Raw genomic sequence first — 13,432 nt, 5'->3', positions numbered from 1 at the left:
AGGGGCACCCATGACCGAACAGAAGAGCCAGTACGACGGGGCCACCGCCGAGGCCACCGCCGACACCCAGCCGCGGCGCCGCAAACGCGAGACGCCGCTGCTCATGGTCCACACCGGCAAGGGCAAGGGCAAGTCCACCGCCGCCTTCGGCATGATGATGCGCGCCTGGAGCCAGGACTGGCCCATCGCCGTGTTCCAGTTCGTGAAATCGGGGAAATGGCGGGTCGGCGAGCAGGCCGCCGCCGAGAAGCTCGGCGGGATCGACTGGTTCAAGATGGGCGACGGCTGGTCCTGGACCTCCCGCGACCCCGCCGAGTCGGCCGACCTGGCCCGCGAGGGCTGGGAGGAGGTCAAGCGCTGCCTCGCCGAGGAACGCTACCGCTTCTACCTCCTCGACGAATTCACCTACCCGATGAAGTGGGGCTGGGTCGACACCGCCGAAGTCGTCGAGGTACTGAAGAACCGGACCGGCTGGCAGTACGTCATGATCACCGGCCGGGACGCCCCGCAAGAGCTCATCGACGCCGCCGACCTGGTCACCGAGATGACGAAGGTCAAGCACCCCCTCGACCAGGGCTGGCGGGGCCAGAAGGGCATCGAATGGTGAGGACCGCGCCGCGCGTCGTCGTCGCCGGGACCCGCTCGGGCGTCGGAAAGACCACCGTGGCCACCGGGCTCATGGCCGCGCTGGCCGCCAAGGGGCTGAAGGTCTCCGGCCACAAGGTCGGGCCGGACTTCATCGACCCCGGCTATCACGCGCTCGCCTGCGGCCGAGCGCCGCGCAATCTCGACGCGTTCATGCACGGCCCCGACCTGATCGCGCCGCTGTTCCTGCACGGCGCCGACGGTGCCGACGTCTCGGTCATCGAGGGCGTCATGGGTCTGTTCGACGGCAGGGGCGGGACCGACGAGGCCTCCACCGCGCACGTAGCCCGGCTGCTCGACGCCCCGGTGATCCTGGTGGTCGACGCGTCCTCGCAGTCGCGCTCGGTCGCCGCCGAGGTCCACGGCTTCGCGAGCTTCGACCCGACGATCCGGGTGGCCGGCATCGTGCTCAACCGAGTGGCGTCCCCACGGCATGAGGCGATCCTTCGGGAGGCGCTGGCGCCGTTGGGAATACCGGTGGTCGGGGTGCTGCGGCGCGGCGCGGGGCTGGAGACGCCGTCGCGGCACCTGGGCCTGGTGCCGGTCGCCGAACGGCGGCCGGAGGCGCTGGCCTTCGTGGAGTCCCTGGGCCGCACCGTCGGCGACGGCGTGGACGTGGATGCGGTGCTGCGCATCGCCCGCACCGCACCGGATCTCGACGCTGAACCGTGGCGCCCCGAGACCCGGCCAGTGCCCGGCCGACCGGTGGTCGCCGTCGCGGGAGGCCCGGCGTTCACGTTCGTCTACGCCGAGCACCGGGAGCTGCTGGCCGGTGTCGGTGCCGAGGTCGCCGACTTCGATCCGCTGCGCGACGAAGCCCTGCCCGAGGGGACCGGCGCGGTCTATCTCGGCGGCGGTTTCCCGGAGGTCTATGCGGCCGAACTCGGCGCCAACGCCGGTCTGGCCCGCGAGCTGCGGGACCTGGCCGGGCGCGGCGGCGCGATCGTCGCCGAATGCGGCGGCCTGCTGTATCTGTGCCGCAGCCTGGACGGGCACGAGCTGGTCGGGCTCATCGATGCCGAGGCCGAGTTCACCGAGCGGCTCACCCTCGGCTACCGCACCGCCCGGATCGCGGGCCCGAACCCCCTCGGGCGGCAGGGGACCGAGGTGCGCGGTCACGAGTTCCACCGCACCACCGTCCGTCCGCGCGCCGGGGCGAACCCCGCCTGGACGATCGACGGGGGAGAGCCTGAGGGCTTCGCCCGCCCGAATCTCTGCGCCAGTTATCTCCATACCGCCTGGGCCGCCGTGCCCGAGATGGCACGGTCGCTAGTGGGTGGCCGGAGCCAGCCTCACCCGGCACCACCGGCCACCCACTAGTGACATCCGCACTCGCACAGGAGGCAGCAACATGAGCGGAACCCTCATCGGCGTCGGCACCGGACCCGGCGACCCCGACCTCATCACCGTCAAGGGACGCGACGCCCTGCTGCGGGCCGACCGCGTCTTCGTGCCCGTCGCGGCCTCCTCGTCCCCGGACGAGCCCGGCTACGCCGAACGGGTGGTGGCCCACCATGTGCCGCATGACAAGCCGATCCACCGCCTGGTGTTCGAACTCGACAGGGAGCACCGGGACATCGCCTGGGCCAGGGCGGCCGACAAGGTCGCCGACGTCGTCGCCGCCGGAGGCACCGCCGCGTTCGCGACCATCGGCGACCCGAACGTCTACTCCACCTTCGCCTATCTGGCCCGCGAGGTCCGCCGCCTCGTCCCCGACGCCGTCGTGCGGACGGTCCCGGGCATCACGGCGATGCAGGACCTGGCCTCCCGCACCGGCACGGTGCTGTGTGAGCACGACGAGCCGCTCCACCTCATGCCGATCACCGCCGGGACCGCCCGCATCCGCGACGCCGTCGACGCGGGCGGGACCGTCGTCCTCTACAAGGGCGGCCGGAAGCTCCCGGAGATCAGGACCGTGTTGGAGGAGGCCGGGGCGCTGGACCGCGCCGTGTTCGGCGCGCACCTGGGCCACGCCGACGAGGACGTCCGCACCGAGGTGCCGCACACGCCCGCCCCGTACCTCTCGACCGTCATCATCACCCCCGAACGAGAGGAACGTCCATGAGCAGAGCGAAAATCTGGTTCGTGGGGGCCGGGCCGGGCGCGCCCGACCTGCTGACCGTGCGCGCGGCCAAGGTGATCGGCGAGGCCGATGTCGTGGTGTGGGCGTCGAGCCTCGTCCACGAGGACGTGCTCGCCCACGCCAGGCCCGGGGCCGAGGTGCACGACTCCAAGGAGATGACCCTCGAAGACGTCCTCGACGTCTACCGCCGGGCCGAGGCCGAGGGCCTGACGGTCGTCCGGCTCCACTCGGGCGACCCGTCGATATACGGAGCCATGCAGGAGCAGCTGGAGGCCGTCAGCGCCTTCGACCTCGACGTCGAGGTGGTCCCGGGAGTGACCTCGGTGGCCGCGACCGCCGCCGCGGTCTGCCGCGAACTGACCATTCCCGAAGTGGCGCAGTCGGTCGTCATGACCCGGATGGCGACGCGCACTCCCATGCCCGAGGGCGAGGACCTGGCCTCGTTCGCCCGCCACGGCACGACCCTCGCGCTGTTCCTCTCCGCGTCCCGGCCGAAGAAGCTCCAGTCCGAACTCCTCGCGGGCGGATACGCGCCCGAGACGCCCTGCGTCATCGGCTACCGCGTCTCCTGGCCGGAGGAACGCATCGAGACCTGCCGCCTCGACGAGCTCGCGAAGACCGTGCGCGCCATGCAGGTCACCATGCACACGCTGGTGCTGGTCGGGCCCGCGCTCGGCGCCGAGGGCACCCGCAGCCACCTCTACTCGCCGACGTTCGCCCACACCTACCGGCCCGCGAGGGCGGCGTGAGCGGCGGGCCGCGCTCCTTCCCGTCCCGGCTCCCCAAGCGGGCCAAGGCCGGGCCATTGCACGTGGAGCGGTCCTCGCCGCCCCCGGCGGCCCCGCGCGACCTGGTCGAACCGGACCTGCCGCGAACCGCGAAGGTCCGGGACGGCAAGGCCCTGCGGACCGGCTTCACCACGGGCGCCTGCGCCACCGCCGCCGCGAAGGCCGCGGTCCTGCTGCTCGCCACCGGCAAACGCAGCGAGAAGGTCGACGTGTGGCTGCCGATCGGCCGCCGCGTCCAGTTCGACGTCGACCGTTGCGAGACCATCGGGGACACGGCCGAAGCGGTGGTCGTCAAGGACGCCGGGGATGACCCCGACGTCACCAACGGCGCGCACCTGACCGCCACGGTCGCCTGGAGCAATGAGCCCGGCGTGCACCTCTACGGCGGCGAGGGCGTCGGCGTGGTGACCAGGCCGGGCCTCGGACTCGAGGTCGGCGGGCCCGCCATCAACGGCACCCCGCGCCAGATGATCCGCATAACGGTCGAAGAGGTCTGCGATCCCTACCGTCGGCGCGGCGTGGACGTGGTCGTGTCGGTCCCCGAAGGCGAGCGAATGGCCAAACGGACCACCAACGCCCGCTTGGGAATCATGGGCGGCATCTCGATCCTCGGCACCACCGGCATCGTCCGTCCCTTCTCGACGGCGGCCTGGCGGGCCTCGGTGCTCCAGGCGGTCGACGTCATGGCCGCCGCCGGGAACGACACTTGCGTCCTGACCACCGGCGGGCGCACCGAGCGCGCCGCGATCGGCCTCATGCCCGGCCTCGACGAGGTGTGCTTCACGGAGGTCGGCGACTTCACCGGAGCGGCGGTCGAACGCTGCGTCGAGGCCGGACTGCGGCGGCTCGTGTTCGTCGGGATGGCGGGGAAGCTGGCGAAACTCGGTGCGGGCGTCATGATGACCCACTACACGAAGTCCAGAGTGGACACCGGCTACCTGGCCGAGGTCACCGCCCGCGCGGGCGGCGACCCCGAACTGGCGCAGCAGGTGGGGGAGGCCAATACCGGCCGACACGCCTACGAACTGTGGTCCCGGGCCGGCCTGCTGGAGGCGGCGGGCGACACGCTCTGCGACGACGTGGCGATCAACCTGGCCGCCTGGGCGAAGCACAACGGCGGCGAACTGGAGGTCGACGCCGTCCTGGTGGACTTCGACGACCTGAAACCGGTCGCCTGGAGCACCCACGCCCCGCAGCGCCTGGCCCCCACGGGCACCGACCCGGACATATGGAGGCGGCCGTGACCTGCCCGACCGCCCTGCCCGCCTCCGCCTCAGGTGACGACCGCAGTCCGTTCACCGTCACCGTCATCGGCGTCGACCCTTCAGGGCACCTGGCCCGGCCGATCCCGGCCGATGTCCTCGCCGTCGCGGGCGGCAAGCGCCACCTGGAAGCCCACTCTCCGGCCGGGATCGCCACGATCCCCATCGCCGGGAACCTGGACGCGGTGATCGAGGCGATCAGCGCGGTGCCAGGCCCGGTCGCGGTCCTGGCCTCAGGCGACCCCGGCTGGTTCGGCATCCTCCGCCGCCTCGGCGAAATCGATCGCCCGATAGAAATCCACCCCGCGGCCTCCTCGGTGGCGGGAGCCTTCGCCCGAATCGGACTGACCTGGGAGGACGCCTTGGTCGTGTCCGCCCACGGCCGCGACCCGCGACCGGCATTCGCGACGGCCCTGCACGGCGCGAAGGTAGCGATCCTCACCGACGACCGGACCACTCCGGCCGTCATCGCGCAGGCGCTCCTCGATTCAGGTTGCGGCCCCAGGCGAGTGGTGGTCGCAGAGCGGCTGGGCCATCGGGACGAAGCGGTGACGAGCTATGACCTGACCGAGGCCGCGAAGCGGAGCTTCGCGGACCCGAACGTCATGCTCGTGCTGGACGAGACGCGAAATATGAACGCCGAAGCCGCCCCGAGCGCGGCGGCCTCGCCGACGGCCCTCGCCCACACCCGTGCCGCCACCCAGTGGGGACGTCCGGTCGAGGACTTCGAGCACAGGGACGGCCAGATCACCAAACCTGCCGTCCGGGCCGCCGCGCTGGCCGCCCTCGGCCCCGGACCCGGCCGCCTGCTTTGGGACATCGGTTGCGGCTCAGGCAGTGCCGCCGTAGAGGCCGCCGCGCTCGGGGCGGGCGTCATCGCCCTGGACCGGGACGCCGCCCAGCTCGAACGGGCCCGCGCCAATGCCGCCGCCTTCGGTGTCGGCATCGGGACCGTCCACGGCGCCGCGCCCGACGCGCTGGCGAAGCTGCCCGACCCCGACGCCGTCCTCATCGGCGGGGGAGGACCCGACCTGGAGCCGATCATCGACCTCGCCGCCTCCCGCTGCCGGGACCGGATCGTGATCGCGCTGGCCACCATCGAACGCGTCGCCCCGGCCATGCGGCGACTCGAAGCCGCCGGATGGCGCGCCACCGCTCAGCTCATCGAGGTCTCCGACCTCGTGCCGCTCGGGGACGGCCACCGCCTGGCCCCGCGCAATCCCGTGCTGCTCGTCCAAGGAGAACACCCGTGACCGGACCCGAAGGCACCCCGGCAGCCCCCGCGCCCGTTGTCCTGGCCGCCACCGAGAACGGCCGCCGCCTCGCCGCCGATCTCGCCGCGCACCTGGGAACCGAAGCGCGGCAAGGCAAACCCCGCGACGTCATCGCCGAGGCGTGGCCGCAGGCGTCCGCACTGGTCCTCGTCATGGCCACCGGCGCCGCCGTGCGACTCATCGCCCCGCACCTGAGCGACAAGCGGACCGACCCCGCCGTCGTCTGCGTGGACGACATCGGGCGCTTCGCCATCAGCCTCTGCGGCGGACACGAGGGCGGCGCCAACGCCCTGGCCACTCGCATCGCCGGACACCTCCGTGCCACGCCCGTCGTCACCACCGCATCCGAGGCCGCCGACCTGCCGAGCCTCGGCTCGCTCGGCGAACGTTTCGGCGTCCGCGCCGAAGGCGACCTCGCCGCCGTCGGCGGACACCTCCTCTCCGGAGGCAAGGTCCGCGTGGAGCGAGAACTCGCCTGGCCGTTGGGCCCCGTCCCCGCGCCGATCACCGAGGATCCCGCCGCGCCGCAACTGCGAATCACCGATCGCGTCGCACCGCAGACCGGCCCGACCGTCTACTACCGCCCCCCTTCACTCGTCCTCGGCATCGGTTCCTCCCGCGGGGTCACCGCCGCCGAAGTCGGCGACCTCATCGACCTCGCCCTCGCCGACGCCGGACTCTCCCCCCTCTCCGTCCACACCGCCGCCACCGTCGATCTCAAGGCCGACGAGACCGGGATCAACGAGGCGGCCTTCGCCCGCGGGTTGTCAATCGTGCACCTGACCCCCGACACTCTCGCCGCCATCGAGGTGCCCAACCCCTCCGAAGTGGTCCGCGGTGCCGTCGGCACCCCGTCCGTCGCGGAGGCCTCCGCGCTCCACCTCGGCGGGGAACTCCTGGTGGCCAAGCGGCGCAGCGCCATGGCCACCGTCGCCATCGCCCGGCGGCCCATGCGCGGACGGCTCGCCCTCGTCTCCCTCGGGCCCGGCTCGGAGGACCTCACCGTTCCCCGCGCCGCCGCCGAACTGGCCGCCGCCGAGGTCGTCATCGGATACGGACCCTATGTCGACCAGGCCGCCCGCTGGACCTCCCGCGGCGCCGTCCTCGAACGCTTCGGACTCGGCCAGGAGGTCGCGCGCGCCGAACGGGCCGTCGAACTCGCCCGGTCGGGCCGCGCCGTCGCCCTCGTCGGATCCGGCGACGTCGGCATCTACGCCATGGCCTCGCCGACCCTGGAGCTGGCGGGGGCCGATATCGACGTTGCGGTCGTACCCGGAGTGACCGCCGCGCTGGCCTCCAGCGCCCTGCTTGGCGCCCCCTTCGGACACGACCACTGCTACATCTCGCTGTCGGACCTCATGACCCCTTGGGAGCGCATCGAAGCGCGGGTCGAGGCCGCCGCGCAGGCCGACCTGGCGATCGCCTTCTACAACCCCCGCAGCGCCGGCCGTGACTGGCAACTGGGCCGGGCGCGCGAGATCCTGCTGCGGCACCGGGATGCCGAGACGCCGGTGGGGATCGTCCGCGACGCCGAACGGCCGGACCAGGAGATCACGGTGACCACGCTCGGCGGACTCGACGTGGCCTCGGTGCAGATGACCACCCTGGTCTTGGTGGGCACCAGCCGCACCCGCACGATCGCCGGCCGCATGGTCACCCCGCGCGGGTACCGGACGGGAACGATCTGAATGGACGAGACGTGATGGCCGGGTCGATGCTCCACGACGGTCCCTTCATCGTCACCGCCGACTGCACCGCCTGCGGGGCCTGCCTGCGCACCTGCCCGGAGCGATGCCTGCGGCCCACCCCCGGCGGCCGGACCCCCCTGGTCGTCCTGCCCGAACTCTGCACCGGCTGCGGCGAATGCGCCGAGGTCTGCCCCGCAGAGGCCATTCTTCCGCTCGCGGAGGTGCGTCGATGAGGACCATGGGACGAGACCGGGTGCACCCCATCGAGGTCGAGAGCATGCGCATCCTCGCCTCCAGAGTGGATCTGTCCGGCTCGGCGCCGCTGTGCCGGGCCGTCACCGAACGGGTCATCCACTCGGCGGCGGACGTACGCTACGCCGACGACCTTGTCCTGGACGAGTCCTCGCTGCGGCGCGGCTGGGAGGCCCTGCGTGCGGGTGCGCCGATCGTCGCCGACAGCCGCATGGTCGCCGCCGGGATCACCAGCACCGCGGTCGAAGTGCCGCTGAGCTGGGACGGCGTGGCCGAGTACGCCAGGGAACGGGGCACCACCCGCAGCGCGGCGGCGATCGAACTGGCCGCCGAACGCCTGGGGCCCGGAGCGGTCTGGGTGGTGGGGAATGCGCCGACCGCCTTGGAGGCCGTCATCGCCCGCGCGATCGACCCGGCCCTGGTCGTCGGCCTGCCGGTCGGATTCGTGGGCGCGACCGAATCCAAAGCGGCCCTGCGCGACTCGGGCCTGCCCGCGGCCTCGAACCGGTCCGAACTGGGCGGATCGGCCGTCGCCGCCTCGGCCGTCAACGCCCTCTTGTACTCCGCATCCACCTACATTGAGGAGAATCCGTCATGAGCCACCAGCTGATGATCATCGGGCACGGCACGGTCGACGATGCCGGCCAAAAAGAGGCGTTCGAATTGCTCGAAGAGGTCCGGGCACTGCGCCCCGGCCTGCGGGTCGACCTGTCCTTCCTGGAGCTGTGCCCGCCGCCGATCAGCGAGAGCGTGGCCGCCGCGGTGGCCGACGGCGTCGATCGCATGACGGTCACGCCGCTGGTGCTGCTCGGGGCGGGCCACGCCAAGGGCGACGTCCCGGCCGCGATCGCCGCCGAACGCGACCGTCACCCGCAGGTCGCCTTCACCTACGGTGCCCCCCTTGGTATTCGTCCCGAGATCCTGGATCTGGTCGACCGGCGCCTGTGCGAGGCGGTTCCGGAGGAACTGCGGGAGGAGACCGCCGTCATCCTCATCGGACGCGGCACCTCCGACCCGGACGCCAATGGCGACCTGTTCAAGGCCGCCCGGATGCTGTGGGAGGGCCGCCCCTGGCCGATTGTCGAGGCCGGGTTCGTCAGCCTCGCCCAGCCATCGGTACCGGAGGCGCTCGAACGCTGCCGTGCCCTGGGCGCCAAGCGGATCGCGCTCCTGCCGTACTTCCTCTTCACCGGGGTCCTGGAGCGGCGCATCCGCGCTCAGACCCTTGAGTGGTCAACCGCGCACCCCGACGTCACGGTCGTCGACGCGCCATACCTCGGCCCGGACCGGGCCGTCGCCCGGGCGCTCCTGGCCCGCGCGGACGAGGCCGAGGCCGGACAGGTGCGCGTCAACTGCGACACCTGCCAGTACCGCGTCGCTTTGCCGGGCTTCGAACACCGCGTGGGGGAGCCCCAGACCCTCCACTTCCACCCCGACGACCCCGACACCCACGGCCACCACCACGATCACCACCACGACGATGCCCACGGCCACCATCACCATGCGGAGGCCGCGAAGTGACCCTCCGGCTCGTCCTGGGCGGCACCCGATCCGGAAAGAGCGCCCGGGCCGAACGCCTGGCCGTGCGGGCCGGTCTGCCCGTCGCCTACCTTGCGACGGGCGCGGCCACCGACGACGAGATGGCCGAACGCATTGCCGCCCATAGAAAACGCCGACCGGCCGGCTGGTCGACCGTCGAGGGCGCCGACATCGCCACGACGCTTCGCGAATTGCCGCCCGAGACCTGCGTCCTCGTCGACGACCTCGACGGATGGGTCACCCGCCAGATGACCGAGGCCGACCTGTGGACCGACGCCGAGGTCGCCGGGCTCGGCGCGGCCGGACGTGCCGGCTGGGACGGAGTCCTCGCCAAGGCGGCCTACTGGTGCGAACTCGCGAAGGCCCGGCCGGGACCGGTCATCGTCACCGCCGGGCAGCCGGGTGGCGGCCTCATCCCGCCGCACGCCGCCTCCCGCCGTTGGCTCGACCTCCACGGCGAGGTGGTGCAGGTGATCAGCGGGGCCGCCGAAGCCTGTGAACTCGTCGTGGCCGGACGGGCCCTTCCCCTGCCCGCTCCCGATCGAGCGATCGAAACCGCCGCGGCGACTTTCGATCAAACGATAGAAACCTCCGAGGCCGGGGAGGACTGGCTGCGGGACCACGGCGACACCCAGGTCCCCGCCGGAACGATCGACCTGGCCGTCAATGTCCTCGCGGGTCCGCCGACCTGGCTGGCCGAACGGCTCGCGAGGTCCGTGGGCGACCTCGCCGCCTACCCCGACCAGACCCGAGCCCGCGCCGCCGCCGCGAACCGCCACGGCCGCCGCGAGACCGAATGCCTCGTCCTCAATGGCGCCGCCGAGGCCTTCTGGCTGCTCGCCCACGCCCTCCGGCCCCGTCACGCGGTGTGCGTCCACCCCACCTTCACCGAAGGCGAAGCCGCCCTGCGGAACGCGGGCGTTCGCGTCCAGCGGGTATTCCGCGAACCCGAGGCGTGGCGCCTGGACCCGGCCGATATTCCGGACGAGGCCGACTTCGTGCTCATCACCCGCCCCGACAACCCCACCGGTGCGCTCGATCCGGTCGGGCTCATCGAGGGCCTGTGCCGCCCGGGCCGGACCGTCGTCATCGACGAGGCCTTCGCCGACTTCCTCCCCGACGGCGGGGAACTTGCCGAACGCGGCGACCTGCCCGGTCTGGTCGTCGTGCGCAGCCTGACCAAACTGTGGGGCCTCGCCGGGCTGCGGACCGGCTACCTCCTCGCCGAGCCCGAACTCGTCTCCCGCCTCGCCGCGGCCCGGCAGCCCTGGTCCGTCGGCACCCTCGCCCTGGAGGCAATCGAGGCCTGTGCCGAGGCCGAACCGGAACGCCGCGAACGAGCCGGACGCGTTGCCCGCGAAAGAGAAGCGCTCACGGACGCCCTGAGTCGGATATCCGACCTGCGGGTCTGGCCCGGTTCCGCTAACTTCATCCTCGTCAGAGCAGCACGCACCGATTTGCGTGCTCGCCTGCTCGCCGACGGTCTCGCGCTACGCCGCGGCGAGACCTTCCCCGGACTCGATCCCCACTACCTCCGCATCGCCGTGCGCGATCAGTCGATCACCGATGAACTTCGGACGGCGATCATCCGCAACCTGAAAGGTGACAAATGAACCAGCTCGCCACCCTCATCGAGTCCGTCCAACCGGTCGAATCCCGCTTCGCCGTCATGGCCGCCGAGCGCCACGCCGGCCTCGCCAAGCCTCCCGGCAGCCTCGGGCGCCTCGAAACCCTGGGGGCGCAGCTGTCCGCCATCGCCCGCGCCTGCCCCCCGCCCGCCATCGCGAACCCCGGTCTCATCATCGCCGCCGGCGACCACGGTGTGCACACCCAGGGCGTCAGCCCCTGGCCGCAGGAGATCACCACCCTCATGGTCGAGAGCTTCTGCTCCGGCCGCGCCAGCGCGAACGCCATTGCCTCCACCACCGGAACCATGGTCGCCGTCCTCGACGCCGGCATGGTCACGCCGGCCGCCGACCACCCGGTCGTCCGCCGCGCCGACATCCGCAAGGGCACCAGCGACCTCCGCGTCGAGCCCGCCATGACCGAGGACGAGTGCGCCGCCGCAGTGGACAATGGGGCCGCCCTCGCCGACCGCATGATCGAGACCGGAGCCGACCTGATCGCCCTGGGCGACATGGGCATCGCCAACACCACGCCCTCGGCCGCGCTCATCGCCGCCTACACCGGCGCCCGCGCCGACCAGGCCACCGGGCGCGGAACCGGGATCGACGACAAGACTCTCGACCTCAAGATCGAGGTGGTCGCCGACGCCCTCGCACGTCACGGCGCGAGCCGCGACCCGCTTGGCACCCTCGCCTCCCTCGGCGGCCTCGAGCACGCGGCCCTCGTCGGAGTGGTGCTCGCCGCCGCCGCCCGTCGCGTTCCGGTGCTGCTCGACGGCGTCAACACCGTGGCCGCCGCGCTCGCGGCGGCGTCCCTCTGCCCGGACGCGACCGGCTACATGATCGCCGGACACCAGTCGGTCGAACCCGGTGCGGCCGTGGGCCTGCGCCACCTGGGCCTCGCGCCGCTCCTCGACCTGGAGCTGCGCCTCGGCGAGGGCACAGGCGCGCTGCTGGCCGTCCCGATCGTCCAGAGTGCGGCGGCGGTCCTCCGCGACGTGGCCGGGCTCGACGAACTCGGTAACTGATGCGGCCGGTGCGCGATGCGCTCGGCTTCTTGACCGTCCTGCCGGTGCGCGGCGGCTGGCCGCTTAAGAGCAGTGCCATTGCCGCGTTCCCTTTGGCGGGGTTGGCCATCGGCCTGGGCTGGGCGGCCGCCGCCTGGGCCGGTGGCCACATCGGCGGCCCGCTGCTGGCCGCCGCACTGGTGCTGGCGCTCGACTTCGCGGTCACGGGCGGCCTTCACCTGGACGGCCTGGCCGACACCGCCGACGGCATGGCCAGCCGCCGCCCGCCCGAACAGGTCAGGGAGGTCATGAAGGACCCGCGCATCGGCGCGGTCGGCGCGGCCGCACTGGGGACGACCCTGCTGCTTCGGTTCGCGCTGCTCGCGACGGTCATCCCAGAACCCGGCGGCTGGTGGGCGATCGCCCTCGCCCCCGTGGTCGGGCGCCTCACCCTGGTCTGGCTGCTGTACCGGACCAAACCGGGAAGGGCCTCGCTGGCGGCGGGCCCGGCGGCCGCGACCACCCGACTCGCCGTGAGCGCGGCGGCACTGTGGAGCGTCGCGATCGCGGCCGGCCTCGGCTACGCGAGCGGAATTGGCCCGCTGGCGGCTCTCGCCGCCGTCGCGGCGGGCCTCCTGACGGCCGACCTCGCCGCCCGTCGCTGGAGAAGACGCCTCGGCCCCAGCGGCGACACCATGGGAGCGGCGGCCGTCATGGCCGAAATCGCCGCCCTGGCCGCACTTGCGCTGTGCGCCAAGCTGTTCTGAACCGACCGTGGTCCACCGCAATGTCGTTGAGTTAGCGGCGATATGTACCCGGCAGCGCTTCGGTTGGGGTCTGGGCTCTCGACGATGGCAAGGTGGTGGGCCGGTCCTGGGTGCGCTGCTGGGGCTGGGTGGCAGTTCCCAAGGCGTTCAGGCTCTCGGCGACGGCGTGGCGGGGAGAGCTGGTCGGGGTGGCCTGCCGAGGGTGGGGTTGGTCGTCGGTTGGTGTTCGGGCCCTCGGCGATGGAGTGGTGGCAGCGCGGCCGGCGGTGCGTCTCCGGGCCCTGATGGCATCGCTGTTGCGGTTCAGGCGGTCAGCGATGGAGTGGTGAAGGGACCGCCCCAGGGTGCGTTGCCGGGGTCGGGCCGGAATGCGTTGCGGCGGGGCCAGGCTCGGCGGAGCGGCGGCTCGGGCGGGGCCGGTGGTTCCAATGCCGGGCTGCGCGTGCGGGACTGTCGGAAGAGGGCAGGCGCGAGGCGCCGTCGAGCTCGAGCTCGGGTCCGT

The 13,432-nt window shown here is 72.6% G+C and carries 13 protein-coding genes; all 13 read left to right on the top strand.

What is annotated here, in order from left to right:
• Positions 1 to 10 precede the first annotated feature (10 nt).
• The 13 genes from cobO to FAB82_RS08165 all read left to right on the top strand — a co-directional run bounded on the left by cobO (position 11) and on the right by FAB82_RS08165 (position 12,930).
• A complete protein-coding gene (gene cobO, locus FAB82_RS08225) occupies positions 11 to 607 on the top strand; it encodes a cob(I)yrinic acid a,c-diamide adenosyltransferase (RefSeq protein WP_136534061.1) in 597 nt (198 codons plus the stop codon).
• Positions 601 to 1,965, top strand: coding sequence for a cobyrinic acid a,c-diamide synthase CobB (locus FAB82_RS08220; RefSeq protein ID WP_136534060.1), 1,365 nt, complete (start codon positions 601 to 603; stop codon positions 1,963 to 1,965). The genes cobO and FAB82_RS08220 overlap by 7 nt, the downstream gene beginning before the upstream one ends.
• A gap of 31 nt (positions 1,966 to 1,996) precedes the next feature.
• Positions 1,997 to 2,710, top strand: a complete 714-nt coding sequence (gene cobI, locus FAB82_RS08215; protein ID WP_136534059.1) for a precorrin-2 C(20)-methyltransferase — start codon at positions 1,997 to 1,999, stop codon at positions 2,708 to 2,710.
• Positions 2,707 to 3,477: a precorrin-4 C(11)-methyltransferase gene (gene cobM / locus FAB82_RS08210; RefSeq protein WP_136534058.1), complete on the top strand. Its 771-nt coding sequence runs from the start codon at positions 2,707 to 2,709 to the stop codon at positions 3,475 to 3,477. Before cobI ends, cobM begins: the two co-directional genes overlap by 4 nt.
• Before the next feature lie 101 nt (positions 3,478 to 3,578).
• Positions 3,579 to 4,760, top strand: coding sequence for a cobalt-precorrin-5B (C(1))-methyltransferase (locus tag FAB82_RS08205; RefSeq protein ID WP_425461577.1), 1,182 nt, complete (start codon positions 3,579 to 3,581; stop codon positions 4,758 to 4,760).
• Positions 4,757 to 6,031 (top strand): precorrin-6y C5,15-methyltransferase (decarboxylating) subunit CbiE, encoded by a 1,275-nt coding sequence (gene cbiE, locus FAB82_RS08200; RefSeq protein WP_168801491.1) that lies wholly within the window; start codon positions 4,757 to 4,759, stop codon positions 6,029 to 6,031. Before FAB82_RS08205 ends, cbiE begins: the two co-directional genes overlap by 4 nt.
• The gene (gene cobJ / locus FAB82_RS08195) at positions 6,028 to 7,740 is read left to right on the top strand and encodes a precorrin-3B C(17)-methyltransferase (RefSeq protein ID WP_211116458.1); all 1,713 of its coding nucleotides are present in this window, start codon (positions 6,028 to 6,030) and stop codon (positions 7,738 to 7,740) included. Before cbiE ends, cobJ begins: the two co-directional genes overlap by 4 nt.
• A 14-nt stretch (positions 7,741 to 7,754) precedes the next feature.
• Entirely contained in the window at positions 7,755 to 7,973 is a 219-nt protein-coding gene (locus FAB82_RS08190; RefSeq protein WP_246039510.1) for a 4Fe-4S dicluster domain-containing protein, read from the top strand.
• 5 nt (positions 7,974 to 7,978) lie between these two features.
• Entirely contained in the window at positions 7,979 to 8,590 is a 612-nt protein-coding gene (locus tag FAB82_RS08185) for a precorrin-8X methylmutase (RefSeq protein WP_136534073.1), read from the top strand.
• A complete protein-coding gene (locus FAB82_RS27930) occupies positions 8,587 to 9,513 on the top strand; it encodes a sirohydrochlorin chelatase (RefSeq protein WP_136534055.1) in 927 nt (308 codons plus the stop codon). Before FAB82_RS08185 ends, FAB82_RS27930 begins: the two co-directional genes overlap by 4 nt.
• Entirely contained in the window at positions 9,510 to 11,144 is a 1,635-nt protein-coding gene (gene cobC / locus FAB82_RS08175; protein ID WP_136534054.1) for an Rv2231c family histidinol phosphate aminotransferase CobC, read from the top strand. The genes FAB82_RS27930 and cobC overlap by 4 nt, the downstream gene beginning before the upstream one ends.
• Complete coding sequence (gene cobT, locus FAB82_RS08170; protein WP_136534053.1) at positions 11,141 to 12,184, top strand: nicotinate-nucleotide--dimethylbenzimidazole phosphoribosyltransferase; 1,044 nt, start codon at positions 11,141 to 11,143, stop codon at positions 12,182 to 12,184. The genes cobC and cobT overlap by 4 nt, the downstream gene beginning before the upstream one ends.
• 8 nt (positions 12,185 to 12,192) lie before the next feature.
• Positions 12,193 to 12,930: an adenosylcobinamide-GDP ribazoletransferase gene (locus tag FAB82_RS08165; RefSeq protein WP_168801490.1), complete on the top strand. Its 738-nt coding sequence runs from the start codon at positions 12,193 to 12,195 to the stop codon at positions 12,928 to 12,930.
• The last annotated feature ends 502 nt before the right edge of the window (positions 12,931 to 13,432 follow it).

Origin of the sequence: Glycomyces buryatensis (assembly GCF_004912275.1) — a bacterium.
Lineage (GTDB): Bacteria > Actinomycetota > Actinomycetes > Mycobacteriales > Micromonosporaceae > Glycomyces > Glycomyces buryatensis.
This window is presented reverse-complemented; position numbering and strand designations above follow the sequence as displayed.